Origin of the sequence: Streptococcus oralis (assembly GCF_019929365.1) — a bacterium.
In the GTDB taxonomy this organism is placed as follows: domain Bacteria; phylum Bacillota; class Bacilli; order Lactobacillales; family Streptococcaceae; genus Streptococcus; species Streptococcus oralis_BT.
The window spans coordinates 40,124-57,400 of record NZ_JAHZPH010000008.1 but is presented as its reverse complement, the minus strand read 5'-3'; the positions used below and the strand labels follow the sequence as shown (position 1 = coordinate 57,400).

Sequence of the window (17,277 nt, the reverse complement as noted above, 5' to 3'; positions counted from 1 at the left end):
AGAGAGGAAAGATGAGTACTTTAGCAGAAATAGAAGCGCTCTTGTTTGTAGCAGGTGAAGATGGGATTCGGGTCCGTCAGTTGGCTGAACTCCTCTCTCTGCCACCAACAGGCATCCAACAGAGTTTAGAAAAATTAGCCCAGAAGTATGAAAAAGACCAAGATTCCAGTTTGTCTCTGATTGAGACAGGTGGAGCTTACAGATTGGTCACCAAGCCTCAATTTGCAGAGATTTTGAAGGAATACTCCAAGGCGCCCATCAACCAAAGTTTGTCTCGGGCTGCTCTTGAAACCTTGTCCATCATTGCCTACAAGCAGCCTATCACGCGGATAGAAATTGATGCTATCCGTGGGGTTAACTCGAGTGGGGCTTTGGCAAAGTTGCAGGCCTTTGACTTGATACGAGAAGATGGGAAAAAAGAAGTGTTGGGTCGCCCCAACCTCTATGTGACTACGGATTATTTCCTAGATTACATGGGAATTAACCATTTGGAAGAATTACCAGTGATTGATGAGCTTGAGATTCAAGCCCAAGAAAGCCAATTATTTGGTGAAAGGATAGAAGAAGATGAGAATCAATAAATATATTGCCCACGCAGGTGTGGCCAGTAGGAGAAAAGCAGAAGAGTTGATCAAGCAAGGCTTGGTGACGGTCAACGGCCAAGTGGTGCGTGAACTAGCAACGACCATCAAGGCTGGTGATAAGGTTGAAGTTGAAGGCCAACCTATCTATAACGAAGAAAAGGTCTACTATCTTCTCAATAAACCCCGCGGAGTGATTTCTAGTGTGACAGATGACAAGGGCCGCAAGACTGTTGTGGACCTCTTGCCACAGGTCAAAGAGCGCATCTACCCTGTGGGACGTTTGGACTGGGATACATCTGGTGTCTTGATTTTGACCAATGATGGGGATTTTACGGATGAAATGATTCACCCGCGTAATGAGATTGACAAGGTCTATGTCGCGCGTGTTAAAGGTGTGGCCAACAAAGAGAATCTCCGCCCCTTGACCCGTGGTCTTGAGATTGATGGCAAGAAAACCAAGCCTGCTGTCTATGAGATTCTCAAAGTGGACCCAGTCAAAAATCGCTCAGTAGTGCAGTTGACCATCCATGAAGGACGCAATCATCAGGTTAAAAAAATGTTTGAAGCCGTTGGTCTCCAAGTTGATAAGTTGTCTCGGACTCGTTTTGGACACTTAGATTTGACAGGCCTTCGTCCAGGTGAATCCCGTCGTCTTAACAAAAAAGAAATCAGCCAACTGCATACTATGGCTGTAACCAAGAAATAATGAAACGAATCTTAATAGCGCCAGTTCGCTTTTACCAACGCTTTATCTCACCAGTCTTTCCACCCTCTTGTCGTTTTGAGCCCACTTGTTCAAATTACATGATTGAAGCTATTGAAAAACATGGCTTCAAGGGAGTTTTGATGGGCTTAGCTCGGATTTTACGTTGCCACCCTTGGTCGAAAATAGGCAAGGATCCTGTGCCAGACCACTTTTCACTCAAACGAAATCATAAACAAAAAGAATCAGCCTGATTCTTTTTTGTATACTTTAGAAAGGAAGTTGGCAGATTAAGATTTTCACTATCCTTCTCCTATAAAAAGTGGTAAAATGGAGGACAGAAAGAAGGAACTGATATGACAACATTATTTTCAAAAATCAAAGAAGTAACAGAACTTGCTGCGATCTCAGGTCATGAAGCGCCTGTCCGTGCCTATCTCCGTGAAAAGTTGACTCCGCATGTGGATGAAGTTGTGACAGATGGCTTGGGCGGTATTTTTGGTATCAAACATTCAGAAGCTACCGATGCGCCCCGTGTTTTAGTCGCTTCTCATATGGACGAAGTTGGCTTTATGGTCAGCGAGATTAAGCCAGATGGAACCTTCCGTGTCGTTGAAATCGGTGGCTGGAATCCCATGGTAGTTAGCAGCCAACGCTTTAAACTCTTTACTCGTGATGGTCGTGAAATTCCCGTGATTTCAGGATCTGTTCCACCACATTTGACTCGTGGAAAGGGCGGACCAACCATGCCAGCTATTTCAGATATCATTTTTGATGGTGGTTTTGCGGATAAGGCTGAAGCAGAAAGCTTTGGCATCCGTCCTGGTGACACCATCGTACCAGATAGTTCAGCGATCTTGACAGCCAATGAAAAAAATATCATCTCAAAAGCTTGGGACAATCGCTACGGAGTTCTCATGGTAAGCGAGTTGGCAGAAGCTCTTTCAGGTCAAAAACTCGGAAATGAACTCTATCTTGGTTCTAACGTCCAAGAAGAGGTTGGTCTCCGTGGTGCCCATACTTCCACAACTAAGTTTGACCCAGAAGTCTTCCTAGCAGTTGACTGCTCACCTGCTGGTGATGTTTATGGCGGCCAAGGCAAGGTTGGGGACGGTACCTTGATTCGTTTTTACGATCCAGGTCATTTGCTTCTCCCAGGTATGAAGGATTTCCTTTTGACAACGGCTGAAGAAGCTGGTATCAAGTACCAATACTACTGTGGTAAAGGCGGAACGGATGCAGGTGCAGCTCATCTGAAAAATGGTGGTGTTCCATCAACAACTATCGGTGTTTGCGCTCGTTATATCCATTCTCACCAGACCCTCTACGCTATGGATGACTTTTTAGAAGCTCAAGCTTTCTTGCAAGCCTTAGTGAAAAAATTGGATCGTTCAACAGTTGATTTGATTAAAAATTATTAAAGAATAAGAGAGGTGAGCGAAATGACAGAACCAAACCTAGAAAGCCTTATAAAAGATCTCTATAATCATGCCCGTCAAGGCTTGAGTGATGAGTTAGTCGCCGCTCTCCTAGAGACTGCTAAAAAACTACCTACTACAAATGAGCAATTACTAGCAGTCCGTCTCTCAGGCCTGGTCAATCTTGAACTGTTCAGAAATCCCAAACACCCAGCACCTGAATTGATCAACTTAGCTCGCTTTATCAAAAGAGAAGAAGCCAAGTACAGAGGAACCGCAGTTTCTGCTATTATGTTTGGGGAACTCTTTAAAATGCTTTGATTCCATTGTGAATCAAAGCATTTTTTATACGTCAGAAAAGCCATTCTTGATTAAGAGACGAAAAAACCACCTAGGTCAAGGTGGCTTCTTGTTTATTAAATTTGTTCAGCAATGACCTTTTCAGCTAGGTTCATGGCGTGGTCAGATACGCGAGTGTAGTGGGAAATGATGTCGATAAAGTTGACCCCTGCTTGTGTTGAACACTCGCCTTTGTTAAGGCGCTTGATATGGGTCTTTCTGAGAATGCGTTCCATATTGTTAATCTCTTTATGGCGTTCAATCAGGCTTTGAGCTTTTTCAATATCATTGTTCTCAACACTATCAAGGGCATCCTTGATAAACTCAGTAGTTTTTCGATAGATATCAGCTAATTCCTCTAGAGCAGCTTCAGAAAAATGAACATCTTTGCGTTGGAGATAGTCTGTTAGGTTGAGCAAACCTTCTGCGTGGTCGCCAATCCGTTCCAAATCACGAGATGAATCTAGGATGTTGGTCAACACTTCGCTTTCTTTCTGACTTAAGGATTCGCTTGAGAGCCTGATGAGGTAACGAGTGAGTTTTTCATCGATGGTATTGATGGCCTCCTCTGTTTTGTGTCCTTTTTCAGCTACCTTTTCATCCAAACCGATGATATAGTTATAAGAAAGGTCAAAAGCTTTAGCTGCATAATTCCCCAAGTGCAAGAGTTCTTTTTTTGCATTTCCTAGTGCGATAGAAGGAGATTGCTGGATAAGTTGTTCGTCGAGATAAAGGGGCTCGTACTTGACAACTTCATCTTCACCAGGGATGAGCTTGGTTACAAAGTAGGCCAAAGCTCCGATGAATGGAAATTGTACAATAGTATTACTTACGTTAAAGGCACCGTGAGAGAAGGCAATGGTCATCTCAGGTGAGAGGTGAAGGAGTGCCTGGAAGTACTCGATCATAGCAGTGAAGGGGCCTAATAAGATTAAGCAAAGAATAGTTCCTAAAACGTTAAAGGTAACGTGGGTTGCTGCAACGCGCTTTGCAGAGACATTGGCTCCAGCAGCCGCTAGGATAACAGTTAGGGTTGTCCCGATATTATCCCCAAAGAGAACTGGTAGAGAACCTTTAAGATCAAGGAACCCACCGGCATAGAGGCCTTGTAGAATCCCAATTGTCGCAGAAGAAGCTTGGATAAGGACGGTAATCACTGCACCGGCTACCACTCCTAAAATAGGATTTTGTCCCAAGGTTACCATATATTCCTTGAATTGTGGTAAATCTTTAAGTGGGCTCATACCGGCACTGATGAGGTTGAGGGCGTAGAAGATTCCCCCAACACCAAATAGGATGCGTCCGATATTGTTTGCTGTTCTATTTTTTGTAAAGAAGAGGAACATGGTTCCAAGGAATATCAGGGGTAAAGCATATTCGCCAAGCTTGAAGCCGATGATAAAGGAAGTAACGGTGGTTCCAATATTGGCTCCCATGATGATTCCGATAGCTTGTCTAAGAGTTAGAAGACTAGCGCTGACCAGCCCAACCGTGATAACTGTAACCCCTGTACTTGACTGAATCAGGGCAGTCACGACAATCCCGACTAGGACACCTAAAAAGGGATTGCTAGTGTACTTGTCAATGTAAAAACGAAGGCGATCTCCAGCAGCTTGTTGCAAACCGTCTCCCATGGTCTTGATACTGTATAAAAACAGTCCTAGACCTCCTAAAAAGTGAAATAAAATTTCCTGCCAATTAATGGACATTTCTTTTTCCTCCGAAAAATAATAACGGAATTCCTCCTATTCTATTTTAAAGGATAATAGGAAATCCCACAAGTGTTTTCTTGATATTTTAGTAAGAAATCGCTAACTTTTTTAAATTTCTTCCTTAAATAGAGTTCTTACCTCAAGTATAAATGTCTGCACGGATTATATCCAAATTTAACTGTTTCTTATCCTAGTTATAGTTTTTGTGTCAAATAGATTGACATCGCTTTCATATAAGATAAAATGAAAATAATCCTGTTCTGGTGGTGTCCACTAAGAACAGTTGCTGTTTATCTAAAAAGTAAAGCGCTTACTTTTTATTTTGTTAGGAGGATAAGATGAAAGATCTATTTTTTGAAAAACGTTGCCGTTACAGTATTCGAAAGCTGTCAGTCGGAGCTTGTTCCTTGATGATTGGTTCAGCTCTATTTGCGAGCCCAGCTCTTGCTGACCAGGTTACTGTCCCTGAGGCAGTTGCAAATACGAGCACACAAGCGACAAGTGCGAGTGAAACTGCTAATCCAGATACTGCAGCTATCGAAAAACAATTAGAGGAAACTGAAAACAAAGTAGCTGAGCAATCAATTTCAGAAAACACTCCAGCAATAACTAATCTAGTTAATGAAAAAGAAGAGGCAAAGCCAGCTCCGACAGAAAAAGCTGAAAAACCTACTCAACCAACTGACAAAGAAGGAATCAAGTCTGAGGAAGCTCTTCAAGTAGCTGACAATAAAGCGGACAAACCGACTCTGGCAGACGTTCCTAAAAATGAAGAAAAGAGTCTCCGACCTAAAGAAATCAAATTTGATACTTGGGAAGATTTGTTAAAATGGGAACCGGGTGCGCGTGAGGATGATCCTATCAACCGTTCTTCTGTTGAACTCGCTAAGCGCCACAGAGGTCAGTTGGTTAACGAAAAAGCAAGCAGAAGAGCCAAGGTTCAGGCGCTAGCGAATACCAACTCAAAGGCTAAAGACCACGCTTCTGTTGGTGGCGAAGAATTTAAAGCCTATGCTTTTGACTACTGGCAATACTTGGATTCAATGGTCTTCTGGGAAGGCCTAGTCCCTACTCCAGATGTCATTGATGCGGGCCACCGCAACGGAGTTCCCGTTTATGGAACCCTCTTTTTCAACTGGTCAAACAGTATTGCCGACCAAGAGAAATTTGCTGCTGCCTTGAAACAAGATGCAGATGGCACCTTCCCTATCGCACGAAAACTTGTCGATCTTGCTAAGTATTACGGATTTGATGGCTATTTCATCAACCAGGAAACAACGGGCGATTTGGTAGAACCTCTTGGTGAAAAAATGCGCCAATTCATGCTCTATACAAAAGAATACGCAGCCAAAGTCAACCATCCAATCAAGTATGCTTGGTACGATGCCATGACCTACAAATACGGTCGTTACCACGAAGATGGTCTAGGTGATTACAACTACCAGTTCATGCAAAAAGAAGGCGACAAAGTCCCTGCAGATCAATTCTTCGCCAACTTCAACTGGAACAAGGAAAAGAATGACCATTCTGTAGAGATGGCAAAATGGCTAGAGCGTAGCCAATATGATGTCTTTGCAGGCTTGGAATTGCAACAGGGTGGTTCTTATAAGACCAAAGTCAAATGGGATGCCCTCTTAGATGAAAAAGGTAAGTTGCGTTTGTCGTTAGGACTTTTTGCACCAGATACGATTACCAGTCTAGGAAAAACAGGCGAAGACTACCACAAGAACGAAGACATCTTCTTCACAGGTTACCAAGGAGATCCAACGGCTCAAAAACCAGCGGACAAAGAGTGGTATGGGATTGCCAATTTAGTTGCTGACCGCACACCAGCAGTGGGCCGGACCTTCACCACCTCTTTTAATACAGGCCACGGTAGAAAATGGTTTGTTGACGGCAAAGTTTCTAAGGATTCTGAGTGGAACTACCGTTCGGTTTCAGGTGTCTTGCCAACATGGCGCTGGTGGCAGACTTCAACGGGGGAAAAACTTCGTGCAGAATACGACTTTACAGACGCCTATAATGGTGGGAACTCCCTTAAATTCTCAGGTGATGTAGCTGGTAAGACTGACCAGGATGTGAATTTGTATTCTACCAAACTAGAAGTGACTGAAAACACCAAACTTCGTGTTGCTCACAAGGGAGGAAAAGGCTCTAAAGTTCATATGGCCTTCTCTACGACTCCAGACTACAAATTTGAGGATGCAGCTGCATGGAAAGAACTGACTCTCTCTGATGACTGGAAGAATGAAGAATTTGACCTTAGCTCACTAGCAGGTAAAACCATCTATGCAGTCAAACTCTTCTTCGAACATGAAGGGGGTGTAAAAGATTATCAGTTCAACCTAGGACAATTAACAATTTCGGACAATCACCAAGCACCACAAGCCCCGACAGGTCTCTCTGTAGTGAAACAATCTCTCAAGAATGCCCAAGAAGCTGAAGCGGTTGTTCAATTTTCGGGTAACCAAGATGCGGATTTCTATGAAGTCTACGAAAAAGACGGGGATAACTGGCGTTTGTTGACAGGTTCATCTGCTTCAACCATCTACTTGCCAAAAGTTAGCCGTTCTGCTAATGCGACTGGTAGGACTCAGGAACTGAAAGTCGTTGCAGTTGGTAAAAATGGCCTTCGTTCTGAAGCGGCGACGGCATCCTTTAACTGGGGGATGACAGTTCAGGATACAACTCTCCCAAGACCTTTGGCTGAAAATATTGTTCCAGGTGCAACGGTTATTGGTAGCACTTTCCCAAATACTGAAGGTGGAGAAAGCATTGAAGGTATGTTGAACGGTACCATTACTAGCTTGTCAGATAAATGGTCTTCAGCTCAGTTGAGCGGTAGTGTGGATATTCGTTTGACCAAGCCACGTACCGTTGTTAGATGGGTCATGGATCATGCGGGAGCTGGTGGAGAATCCGTAAACGACGGTTTGATGAACACCAAAGACTTTGACCTTTATTATAAAGATGCGGATGGTGAATGGAAGTTAGCTAAGGAGGTCCGTGGCAATAAAGCGCACGTTACGGATATCACTCTTGACAAACCAATCACTGCTCAAGACTGGCGCCTTAAAGTTATCACTTCAGATAACGGAACACCTTGGAAAGCCATTCGTATCTATAACTGGAAGATGTACGAAACCTTGGATACAGAAAGCCAAAATATTCCAATGGCTAAGGTAGCTGCCCGTTCACTTGGAAACCATCAAGTTCAACTAGGCTTCTCTGATGTTCCAGCGGGTGCAACCATCACCGTTTACGACAAGGCTGATTCACAAACACCGATTGCAACTTTGAAGTCTGAAAATGGTGGTGACTTGGTAACAGCACCATTGGGCTTTAACAAGCAACCAACTCTCCTCTACTATCGTACCCAACTACCTGGCAAAGAAATCAGTAACACCTTGGCAGTAGCAATTCCGCAGGATGAGAGAAAAATTGCTGCAGTTAGCCTTGAAAAAGGGCCTAAGAAGATAGTTTATAAAGAGGGTGAAAAACTTGACCTCAGAGGCGGAACCCTCCGTGTTCAATACGAAGGGGGACAAGCCGATGAGCTGATCAACCTTACTCACTCAGGTGTGACTGTTTCTGGATATGACGCTCATCAAAAAGGGGAACAGAAGCTCACAGTCAGCTACCTTGGACTTCCAGTTACTGGTGACTTAAACGTACAAGTGACTGGTCAAGATGAAGGGAAGCCGAAAGAAGTAGCAGGTTTGTACATTACTCAGAAACCGAAAACGGATTATCTAGTAGGAGAGCAACTGGATCTTGCAGAAGGTCGCTTTGGCGTTCTCTATGATGATGAGACAGAAGAAAGTCATACGTTCACAGATCAAGGTGTTGAAATTACGGGCTACGATGCTCAAAAGACTGGTCGTCAGACCTTGACCTTGCATTACAAGGGGCACACCGCTGAGTTTGATGTCTTGGTTTCTCCAAAAGCAGCTGTTAACGATGAGTACCTCAAACAAGAAATCACTGCTGCCCAAGGTCGTCAGTCAACCCTTGCCTACACCTTCTCAAGCGAGGACAAACAAGCAGCACTAGTAGAGAAGCTCAATGCAGCGAAAGCTGTAGCAGAAAACCATAATGCTAGCCAAGAAGAAGTCAATCGGTCTTTGAATGAGTTGAAACAAGCAGGGACAGCCTTGGATGGAAATCAACGTTATCAGACTGCTAGAGAAGAGTTGGAAGGCTTGCTCGAATCCGTCCGTGAAAAAGATCCTAAAGCTGAGTTGATTGAACAAGCAGAAACTTTGTTGGCTTCAGAGATGCCAACTCCACAAGCCTTTGCGGACATGAAAGAAAAGCTGAATAAGAAACTAGCTCCTGCAGAAGAAAGCCATCATGTTGGTAGCATGGATCCAAATGAAGTGGCCCCGACGGTTGAGGCCCTCCCTGAACTAGTTATTGAAACTGAAACAACAGCCTTCGAACGTCAAGAACGACTAAACGCCGAGCTTCTCAAAGGACAACGCCGTGTTGTGCAAGCTGGAGTGGAAGGTCAAGTTCGTCGCTTTGTAGAAGTCGATGGTCAGGGCAAACGCACTCTACGTTCGACTGAGGTTCTCAAGGAAGCTATCCCAGAAATCACCGAAGTTGGAACAAAAGTTCTATCGAGCAGCCAACCAGCTGAAGGTGTGAAAGATTTAGTGCTAGAAACTCCGAAACTGGAAATTGAAGAGGGGACAATTTCCTTCGAACGTCAGGAGCGACCAAACTCCGAACTTCTCAAAGGACAACGCCGTGTTGTGCAAGCAGGAGTTGAAGGCCAAGTTCGTCGTTTTGTAGAAGTAGATAGCCAAGGCAAACGCACTCTTCGTTTGACTGAAGTTCTTAAGGAAGCTATCCCAGAGATTACCGAAGTTGGAACAAAAGAAGTGATGCCAAGTCCAGACAAACCTCATGCTGATACTCTATCTAAAGAGGAAAAGGGACTTCCAGCTACACCAAGTACAAATGCTCCAACTGCAGAAGTGCCTGTCAAAGTTGAAGCAGCAAGCAAACAACTTCCAAATACAGGTACTGAAGTAGATGCAAATCTAGTAGCACTTGGACTTCTTGGAGTTTTAAGTGGTTATGGACTTGTAGCTTGGAAGAAAAAAGAAGATTAAACGACTCAAGATTTCTTGATTCGTTTGAGGGAAAAATAAAAAAAGATTTGATTCTAACTAGAATCAAATCTTTTTTGAGTTTAAGAAGTGAAAATCTTGTTTTTGGGGGGTTAAAATGCATTCCAAATAAATAGGAAGATAAAAATACACCCCCAAGCGTTGCCTGTTCTCTTTTGAATAACGAGCATACCATAAATCAAGATAAAAACAGACAAGGCCTCTAAAATGGCATGGAGATGAAAGCTAATCATCCCATGAATCATCAGACAGATCAGAGCACAAGTTAGGGCTCCGTAATCAAGCCAAGTTTGATGTGATGGAAAGCGACAGTTGATTTTGTTTGCAATGACAACATAATTAAAACCTTCCCAGAATCCCCAAACAAGAGCAGTGAAGAGAAAGCCCAAGACATTTGTTGGGAAAGGACTTGTGAGAATTTCTTTGGCAATGAGGATGGATTGAAAAGGGAGATAGGAATGAAGCTGTCCTCTACTGATGAGAAAAAGAAGTAAGGGGAGACAGATAATAGCCGTCTGAATGAGGGTTGGGAGGAAGTGTTTAGCTAGCAAACCATATTGTTTCCAGCTTTCTTTTCTTCGAATCATTACCACGCTCGTCCCCAATCCAGCAACACAAAACTGAAGAGTTGCGAGAAAAAGAAGACGAATCCAGATAGGAAACTCTGTTTGGTGAGAGAAATCAAGTATTTGTTTTTGGAAAAGGAGATATCCTATAAACGAAAGAATTGTCAAAATGGCAATGATATTGAGGTCTTGATCGGCTTCTTTTTGCTTAACTGTCAGAGTATTTTTCATCATTTAGAGCTCCTTATCTTATTTCTTATTATAAAATAATAAAAAATAAAGAGCAATAATGAACTCGAAAAGTTTAGGGTTTTGCTATCTCTTTTGTTGATTTTGTGATATAATTAACACGTATAAAAAAAGAAGGAGTCATATCTAATGGCAAAATTGACTGTTAAAGACGTTGACTTGAAAGGGAAAAAAGTTCTCGTTCGTGTTGACTTCAACGTACCTGTTAAAGATGGCGTGATTACCAATGACAACCGTATCACTGCAGCTCTTCCAACTATCAAGTATATCCTTGAACAAGGTGGACGTGCAATCCTCTTCTCTCACCTTGGACGTGTAAAAGAAGAAGCAGACAAAGAAGGTAAATCACTTGCTCCTGTAGCTGCTGACTTGGCTGCTAAATTGGGACAAGAAGTTAAATTTATCCCAGGTGTTACACGTGGTGCTGAATTGGAAGCCGCTGTTAACGCTCTTGAAGATGGACAAGTTCTCTTGGTTGAAAACACTCGTTTCGAAGATGTTGACGGCAAGAAAGAATCTAAAAATGATCCTGAACTTGGTAAATACTGGGCATCTCTTGGAGATGGTATCTTCGTAAACGATGCATTCGGTACAGCTCACCGTGCACACGCATCTAACGTTGGTATCTCAGCAAACGTTGAAAAAGCAGTTGCTGGTTTCCTTCTTGAAAATGAAATTGCCTACATCCAAGAAGCAGTTGAAGCTCCAGAACGTCCATTCGTGGCTATCCTTGGTGGTTCAAAAGTTTCAGACAAGATCGGTGTTATCGAAAACTTGCTTGAAAAAGCTGATAAAGTTCTTATCGGTGGTGGGATGACTTACACATTCTACAAAGCTCAAGGTATCGAAATCGGTAACTCACTTGTAGAAGAAGACAAATTGGATGTCGCTAAAGCTCTTCTTGAAAAAGCAAACGGCAAATTGATCTTGCCAGTTGATTCAAAAGAAGCAAACGCATTTGCTGACTACACTGAGGTGAAAGACACAGAAGGTGAAGCAGTTGATCCAGGCTTCCTTGGTTTGGATATCGGTCCTAAATCTATCGCTAAATTTGACGAAGCCTTGACTGGTGCGAAAACAGTTGTATGGAACGGACCTATGGGTGTATTTGAAAACCCTGACTTCCAAGCTGGTACAATCGGTGTGATGGACGCTATCGTGAAACAACCAGGCGTGAAATCAATCATCGGTGGTGGTGACTCAGCTGCCGCAGCAATCAACCTTGGTCGTGCAGACAAGTTCTCATGGATCTCTACTGGTGGTGGAGCATCAATGGAACTCCTTGAGGGTAAAGTTCTTCCAGGACTTGCAGCTTTGACTGAAAAATAAGCTTTCGTAAATGAAATGATGAAAAGAGGAACTCTGTTTCCTCTTTTTTATAGCCTAAATTAAAAACGCTTCCTATTGATTTTGGCTCATAAAATCAACTAAATTATGATAAAATGGAAATAGAAAGTTGAGATTATGGGTTATTTTAAAAAATATAAATTTGATAAGTCACAGTTTAAGCTTGGTCTACGAACCTTTAAAACCGGAATTGCTGTTTTTTTAGTTCTCTTGATTTTTGGTTTTTTTGGCTGGAAGGGGCTGCAAATTGGAGCTTTAACAGCGGTCTTCAGTCTACGAGAAAGTTTTGATAAGAGTGTCCATTTTGGAACTTCACGTATCTTAGGAAATAGCATCGGAGGTTTTTACGCCCTTGTCTTTTTCCTCTTAAACACTTTATTTCATGAAGCATTTTGGGTAACCTTACTAGTTGTTCCGATCTGCACCATGTTAACCATTATGACAAATGTTGCCATGAACAATAAGGCGGGAGTTATTGGTGGTGTAGCAGCTATGTTGATCATTACCCTATCAATACCGAGCGGAGAAACATTTTTGTACGTATTTGCGCGTGTGTTTGAAACATTTATGGGAGTTTTTGTGGCAATACTCGTAAATTATGATATTGATCGCTTCAGAAATCTTTTTGAGAAAAAAAGAAAATAATGTCATGTTTTATGACATTATCAATTGACGTATGTATTTTTTTAGACTATAATAGACAGAAAGAAGGAAATTGTGAATGAAGGAAAGAGAATTTCGCCGAAATATGGCTGTTTTTCCTATCGGCAGTGTGATGAAGTTGACCGATCTATCGGCGCGTCAGATTCGTTATTATGAAGATCAAGAGTTGATAAAGCCTGATCGAAACGAAGGGAACCGTCGCATGTATTCTTTGAATGACATGGATCGTTTGCTTGAAATCAAAGATTATATTTCTGAAGGTTTCAATATCGCTGCCATTAAGAAGAAATATGCTGAACGTGAGGCGAAGTCCAAGAAAGCCGTGAGCCAGACGGAAGTGCGTCGTGCGCTTCATAATGAGCTCCTCCAACAGGGACGCTTTGCTTCAGCACAGTCGCCTTTTGGTCGCGGTTAGGCAACCGCAAGTAGTCAGATATTAAGGAGAAAAACCATGCCAATCACAGCTGCAGATATTCGTCGTGAAGTCAAGGAAAAAAATGTTACCTTTATTCGTCTCATGTTTTCAGATATCTTGGGGACGATGAAAAACGTCGAAATTCCTGCTACAGATGAACAGTTAGATAAAGTCTTGTCAAACAAGGCTATGTTTGATGGATCTTCTATTGAAGGTTTTGTACGTATCAATGAGTCAGATATGTACTTGTACCCAGACTTGGATACATGGACAGTCTTCCCTTGGGGAGATGAAAATGGAAGTGTTGCAGGTTTGATCTGTGATGTCTATACAACAGAAGGAGAACCATTTGCAGGTGACCCTCGTGGTAATCTGAAGCGTGCACTTCGTCATATGGAAGAAGTAGGATTCAAATCCTTCAACCTTGGTCCAGAGCCAGAATTCTTCCTATTTAAACTCGATGAAAATGGTGACCCGACACTTGAAGTAAATGACAAGGGTGGCTACTTTGATTTGGCACCTACTGACCTTGCAGACAATACGCGTCGTGAAATCGTGAATGTCTTGACTAAAATGGGATTTGAAGTAGAAGCAAGTCACCACGAGGTTGCGGTTGGACAACATGAGATTGACTTCAAGTATGATGAAGTCCTCCGTGCCTGTGACAAGATTCAAATCTTTAAGCTCGTAGTAAAAACTATTGCTCGTAAACATGGTCTTTACGCAACCTTTATGGCAAAACCAAAATTTGGTATCGCTGGGTCAGGTATGCACTGTAATATGTCCTTGTTTGATGCAGAAGGAAATAACGCCTTCTTTGATCCAAACGATCCAAAAGGAATGCAGTTGTCTGAAACGGCCTACCATTTCCTTGGTGGTTTGATCAAGCATGCCTACAACTATACTGCCATCATGAACCCAACAGTTAACTCATACAAACGTTTGGTTCCAGGTTATGAAGCGCCTGTTTACATTGCTTGGGCTGGTCGTAACCGTTCGCCGCTTGTGCGCGTACCAGCTTCACGTGGTATGGGAACTCGTCTTGAGTTGCGTTCAGTGGACCCAATGGCAAACCCATATATCGCTATGGCTGTTCTTTTGGAAGTTGGTTTGCATGGTATTGAAAACAAAATCGAAGCACCAGCTCCGATTGAAGAAAATATCTACATCATGACAGCTGAAGAGCGTAAGGAAGCTGGAATCACAGACCTTCCATCAACTCTTCACAACGCCTTGAAAGCTTTGACTGAGGACGAAGTGGTCAAGGCTGCCCTAGGTGACCACATCTATACGAGCTTCCTTGAGGCTAAACGTATCGAGTGGGCTAGCTACGCAACCTTTGTGTCACAATGGGAAGTTGATAACTATCTAGACCTCTACTAATATAGAAGAAAGATTGCCTGAGGGTGATCTTTTTTCTTGCGTTTTATATCGAGGTGTGATATATTTTGTATAACGAAGTACGATATATCGAACTGAATGGGAAGTGGTTATAAATGGAATTAGCGGATAAGATTCGTCGGGTCTATCTTCCGATGACGGAAACAGGATTTTATATCTTGTTTTGTCTACAGAAGGAGAACCATGGATATGGTATTACACAAAAGGTCAAGGAGATGACAGATTCGCAAGTTTTGATTAGTCCTGGTACTATGTATGGAACCTTGTCAAAAATGGAAAAGGATGGCTTGATTTCCTTTATCCGAGAGGAAGAAAAACGTAAAATCTATCAGATCACGGACTTAGGACGAAAAGTCTTAGATATTGAATTGAAACGTATTGAACGACTCTATAGAAACAGTCTGGAGGAAGGATGATGGAAAAGAAGGTTATTTATAGAATTGCTACCATTGCGGATTATGATAGAGAGGCTTTATATCTTAGAAAAATGCATGCTGAGGGGTGGAAGCTCAAGGAAGTAACCTACTCTAACTTAGTAGTTGCGGTTAAGTATACTTTTGAAAAGTGCCAACCGGAGCAGGTGTCTTATCAGTTAGACTTTTATCCAATGAAAAAATCAGAGAGAGCCTCCTATTTACAATTATTTAAAGACTGTGGCTGGGAGCATATTACAGACTTTAATGGTTTTTCCTACTTTAGAAAAGCACATTCTGAAATTGAATCGGATGCAGAATTTGAAATTTATAATGACGTGGCTGGGAAGTTAGCTGTGGTCAAACGGATTTTAATAATGCGGATGCTTCCTATTTTGCTTCTCTTTTTAGCTCTACTACTGGTTTTCTCAAAGTTTGTCAGTGGAGGTAGTTCTTTCAGTTGGGTAATGTTTTTGATTGTTATTATGGATTGTGTTTTATTGATAGTTTTTGCAATTCAGATTTCTTATATTTTTTGGAGATTGTTCCAAAAGTGGAAAGAATTATCTGATAGCTGAAACAATACTTGTTTTCTGATTTGGAGGTCAGGCAATGAATAGCAAAGTACAATTTCGAATTTTCACCATTATTGATTTGGACAAGGAAGAAGAATATTTGCATGAGATGCACTTGAAAGGTTGGAGGTATAGAACGAGTCGTTTTGGTTTTTTCTATTTTGACCAATGTCAACCGGAAGATATCATCTACCGTATCTATGATTCTAGATTTCTTAAAAAGTATAAGCATGAACTGCAAGATTTTAGAAATAGAGGTTGGGAACTGATAGAAACAGTTTCTTGTTCAATTCTTCGTAAATCATCTTCTGATTTACTTCCAGAGGATCAAGTCTATATGAGTAAGACTCTCAGGTGGGAAGTTATGCGGTATAGACTTCGTTCATGTACAGCTGCTTTCTCGGGTGGTCTTGTTGTTTGTATGAGTTTGTTTCGAGAAGAACTGTCGCAATCTTTCTTCGTCATTTTTGCTCTATATGCCTTTATAATTTCTTATCTATTCTATGGTTTTTTCAGGCTTAGAAGGAAATATCTAGTAGATGGAAGGTAAGTTTCTAGGTCTTCAGACTGATTTTTAGCACTCTTGATAAAAGAGTGCTAATTTTTTGAGTTTTTGTCTTGACATTCTCTTTTAAGGGTGTATAATAGAATCATGAGTTAGCACTTAAGTGTATTGAGTGCTAATCAATCTGACAGAGGGGAGTGATGAGATGGTTACAGAGCGTCAGCAGGATATTTTAAATCTGATTATTGACATCTTTACCAAAACGCACGAACCTGTCGGATCCAAAGCCTTGCAAGAGTCTATCAACTCTAGCAGTGCAACCATTCGTAATGATATGGCGGCTCTAGAAAAGCAAGGTTTGCTTGAGAAGGCTCATACTTCGAGTGGTCGGATGCCAAGTGTTGCTGGTTTTCAGTACTATGTGAAACACTCACTGGATTTTGACCGACTGGCTGAAAATGAGGTATACGAAATTGTCAAAGCCTTTGATCAGGAATTTTTCAAATTAGAGGATATTCTGCAAGAGGCTGCTAATCTACTAACAGACCTAAGTGGCTGTACGGTAGTGGCTCTGGATGTTGAGCCAAGTAGACAGCGCCTGACAGCTTTCGATATTGTCGTTCTAGGACAACATACTGCTCTTGCAGTTTTCACCCTAGACGAGTCTCGAACGGTTACCAGTCAGTTTCTGATTCCAAGGAATTTCTTGCAGGAAGATTTGCTGAAACTGAAGACCATCATTCAGGAACGTTTCCTCGGTCACACCGTTCTGGATATTCACTACAAGATTCGGACGGAGATTCCGCAGATTATCCAGCGTTACTTTACAACAACGGACAATGTTATGGATCTCTTTGAACACATTTTTAAGGAAATGTTCAATGAAAACATTGTGGTGGCGGGCAAGGTCAATCTCTTGAATTTTGCCAATCTAGCAGCCTATCAGTTCTTTGACCAACCGCAAAAGGTGGCTCTGGAGATTCGTGAAGGTCTGCATGAAGATCAGATGCAAAATATCCGTGTTGCAGATAGTCAAGAATCCTGTCTAGCTGATCTAGCAGTGATTAGCAGTAAATTCCTTATCCCTTATCGTGGTTTTGGAATTCTGGCGATTATCGGTCCAGTCAATCTGGACTACCAGCAATTAATTAACCAGGTCAATGTGGTCAATCGAGTTTTAACTATGAAACTCACAGATTTCTACCGCTATTTGAGTAGTAATCATTATGAGGTGAGTTGAACATGAAAT

At 42.0% G+C, this 17,277-nt stretch carries 16 protein-coding genes; 14 read left to right on the top strand and 2 right to left on the bottom strand.

Going from position 1 to position 17,277, the window contains the following annotated elements; genetic code table 11:
* Positions 1–11 precede the first annotated feature (11 nt).
* From scpB to K1I53_RS08605, 5 genes are all read left to right on the top strand, one after another.
* A complete protein-coding gene (gene scpB / locus K1I53_RS08625; RefSeq protein ID WP_084948496.1) occupies positions 12–581 on the top strand; it encodes an SMC-Scp complex subunit ScpB in 570 nt (189 codons plus the stop codon).
* Positions 568–1,290 (top strand): pseudouridine synthase, encoded by a 723-nt coding sequence (locus tag K1I53_RS08620; RefSeq protein WP_061454565.1) that lies wholly within the window; start codon positions 568–570, stop codon positions 1,288–1,290. Before scpB ends, K1I53_RS08620 begins: the two co-directional genes overlap by 14 nt.
* On the top strand, positions 1,290–1,541 hold the full coding sequence (gene yidD / locus K1I53_RS08615) for a membrane protein insertion efficiency factor YidD (RefSeq protein WP_061454564.1): 252 nt from the start codon (positions 1,290–1,292) through the stop codon (positions 1,539–1,541). Before K1I53_RS08620 ends, yidD begins: the two co-directional genes overlap by 1 nt.
* A gap of 102 nt (positions 1,542–1,643) precedes the next feature.
* Positions 1,644–2,708 carry a glutamyl aminopeptidase gene (gene pepA / locus K1I53_RS08610; RefSeq protein WP_223329086.1) on the top strand — a complete coding sequence of 355 codons (1,065 nt, stop codon included), beginning with the start codon at positions 1,644–1,646 and terminating at the stop codon, positions 2,706–2,708.
* 21 nt (positions 2,709–2,729) lie between these two features.
* Positions 2,730–3,026 carry an enterocin immunity protein gene (locus K1I53_RS08605; protein ID WP_061454562.1) on the top strand — a complete coding sequence of 99 codons (297 nt, stop codon included), beginning with the start codon at positions 2,730–2,732 and terminating at the stop codon, positions 3,024–3,026.
* Between the two features lie 95 nt (positions 3,027–3,121).
* Here the strand turns inward: K1I53_RS08605 and K1I53_RS08600 are convergent, their stop codons facing one another.
* Complete coding sequence (locus K1I53_RS08600) at positions 3,122–4,753, bottom strand: Na/Pi cotransporter family protein (RefSeq protein WP_223329085.1); 1,632 nt, start codon at positions 4,751–4,753, stop codon at positions 3,122–3,124.
* A gap of 341 nt (positions 4,754–5,094) precedes the next feature.
* Here K1I53_RS08600 and K1I53_RS08595 point away from each other — a divergent pair, with 341 nt between their 5' ends.
* The gene (locus K1I53_RS08595) at positions 5,095–9,876 is read left to right on the top strand and encodes an endo-beta-N-acetylglucosaminidase (RefSeq protein ID WP_223329084.1); all 4,782 of its coding nucleotides are present in this window, start codon (positions 5,095–5,097) and stop codon (positions 9,874–9,876) included.
* 110 nt (positions 9,877–9,986) lie between these two features.
* Here K1I53_RS08595 and K1I53_RS08590 read toward each other — a convergent pair whose 3' ends face one another.
* Positions 9,987–10,694, bottom strand: a complete 708-nt coding sequence (locus K1I53_RS08590) for a hypothetical protein (protein WP_223329082.1) — start codon at positions 10,692–10,694, stop codon at positions 9,987–9,989.
* Positions 10,695–10,838: 144 nt separating this feature from the next.
* Here K1I53_RS08590 and K1I53_RS08585 point away from each other — a divergent pair, with 144 nt between their 5' ends.
* From K1I53_RS08585 to hrcA, 8 genes are all read left to right on the top strand, one after another.
* The gene (locus tag K1I53_RS08585; RefSeq protein ID WP_001096770.1) at positions 10,839–12,038 is read left to right on the top strand and encodes a phosphoglycerate kinase; all 1,200 of its coding nucleotides are present in this window, start codon (positions 10,839–10,841) and stop codon (positions 12,036–12,038) included.
* Positions 12,039–12,173: 135 nt separating this feature from the next.
* A complete protein-coding gene (locus tag K1I53_RS08580) occupies positions 12,174–12,701 on the top strand; it encodes an FUSC family protein (protein WP_223329081.1) in 528 nt (175 codons plus the stop codon).
* A 76-nt stretch (positions 12,702–12,777) separates the two neighbouring features.
* On the top strand, positions 12,778–13,134 hold the full coding sequence (glnR, locus tag K1I53_RS08575) for a transcriptional repressor GlnR (RefSeq protein ID WP_038805783.1): 357 nt from the start codon (positions 12,778–12,780) through the stop codon (positions 13,132–13,134).
* Between the two features lie 36 nt (positions 13,135–13,170).
* Positions 13,171–14,517 carry a type I glutamate--ammonia ligase gene (gene glnA, locus K1I53_RS08570; protein ID WP_001122884.1) on the top strand — a complete coding sequence of 449 codons (1,347 nt, stop codon included), beginning with the start codon at positions 13,171–13,173 and terminating at the stop codon, positions 14,515–14,517.
* 113 nt (positions 14,518–14,630) lie between these two features.
* The gene (locus tag K1I53_RS08565) at positions 14,631–14,951 is read left to right on the top strand and encodes a PadR family transcriptional regulator (protein WP_223329080.1); all 321 of its coding nucleotides are present in this window, start codon (positions 14,631–14,633) and stop codon (positions 14,949–14,951) included.
* A complete protein-coding gene (locus tag K1I53_RS08560; RefSeq protein ID WP_223329078.1) occupies positions 14,951–15,526 on the top strand; it encodes a DUF2812 domain-containing protein in 576 nt (191 codons plus the stop codon). The genes K1I53_RS08565 and K1I53_RS08560 overlap by 1 nt, the downstream gene beginning before the upstream one ends.
* Before the next feature lie 34 nt (positions 15,527–15,560).
* Complete coding sequence (locus K1I53_RS08555) at positions 15,561–16,073, top strand: DUF2812 domain-containing protein (RefSeq protein WP_223329077.1); 513 nt, start codon at positions 15,561–15,563, stop codon at positions 16,071–16,073.
* Positions 16,074–16,233: 160 nt separating this feature from the next.
* The gene (gene hrcA, locus K1I53_RS08550; protein ID WP_223329099.1) at positions 16,234–17,268 is read left to right on the top strand and encodes a heat-inducible transcriptional repressor HrcA; all 1,035 of its coding nucleotides are present in this window, start codon (positions 16,234–16,236) and stop codon (positions 17,266–17,268) included.
* Positions 17,269–17,277 lie beyond the last annotated feature (9 nt).

Coding starts and splice junctions, on each gene's coding strand:
- scpB (WP_084948496.1), top strand. CDS start 12: ATGAGTACTTTAGCAGAAATAGAAGCGCTCTTGTTTGTAGCAGGTGAA.
- K1I53_RS08620 (WP_061454565.1), top strand. CDS start 568: ATGAGAATCAATAAATATATTGCCCACGCAGGTGTGGCCAGTAGGAGA.
- yidD (WP_061454564.1), top strand. CDS start 1,290: ATGAAACGAATCTTAATAGCGCCAGTTCGCTTTTACCAACGCTTTATC.
- pepA (WP_223329086.1), top strand. CDS start 1,644: ATGACAACATTATTTTCAAAAATCAAAGAAGTAACAGAACTTGCTGCG.
- K1I53_RS08605 (WP_061454562.1), top strand. CDS start 2,730: ATGACAGAACCAAACCTAGAAAGCCTTATAAAAGATCTCTATAATCAT.
- K1I53_RS08600 (WP_223329085.1), bottom strand. CDS start 4,753: ATGTCCATTAATTGGCAGGAAATTTTATTTCACTTTTTAGGAGGTCTA.
- K1I53_RS08595 (WP_223329084.1), top strand. CDS start 5,095: ATGAAAGATCTATTTTTTGAAAAACGTTGCCGTTACAGTATTCGAAAG.
- K1I53_RS08590 (WP_223329082.1), bottom strand. CDS start 10,694: ATGATGAAAAATACTCTGACAGTTAAGCAAAAAGAAGCCGATCAAGAC.
- K1I53_RS08585 (WP_001096770.1), top strand. CDS start 10,839: ATGGCAAAATTGACTGTTAAAGACGTTGACTTGAAAGGGAAAAAAGTT.
- K1I53_RS08580 (WP_223329081.1), top strand. CDS start 12,174: ATGGGTTATTTTAAAAAATATAAATTTGATAAGTCACAGTTTAAGCTT.
- glnR (WP_038805783.1), top strand. CDS start 12,778: ATGAAGGAAAGAGAATTTCGCCGAAATATGGCTGTTTTTCCTATCGGC.
- glnA (WP_001122884.1), top strand. CDS start 13,171: ATGCCAATCACAGCTGCAGATATTCGTCGTGAAGTCAAGGAAAAAAAT.
- K1I53_RS08565 (WP_223329080.1), top strand. CDS start 14,631: ATGGAATTAGCGGATAAGATTCGTCGGGTCTATCTTCCGATGACGGAA.
- K1I53_RS08560 (WP_223329078.1), top strand. CDS start 14,951: ATGGAAAAGAAGGTTATTTATAGAATTGCTACCATTGCGGATTATGAT.
- K1I53_RS08555 (WP_223329077.1), top strand. CDS start 15,561: ATGAATAGCAAAGTACAATTTCGAATTTTCACCATTATTGATTTGGAC.
- hrcA (WP_223329099.1), top strand. CDS start 16,234: ATGGTTACAGAGCGTCAGCAGGATATTTTAAATCTGATTATTGACATC.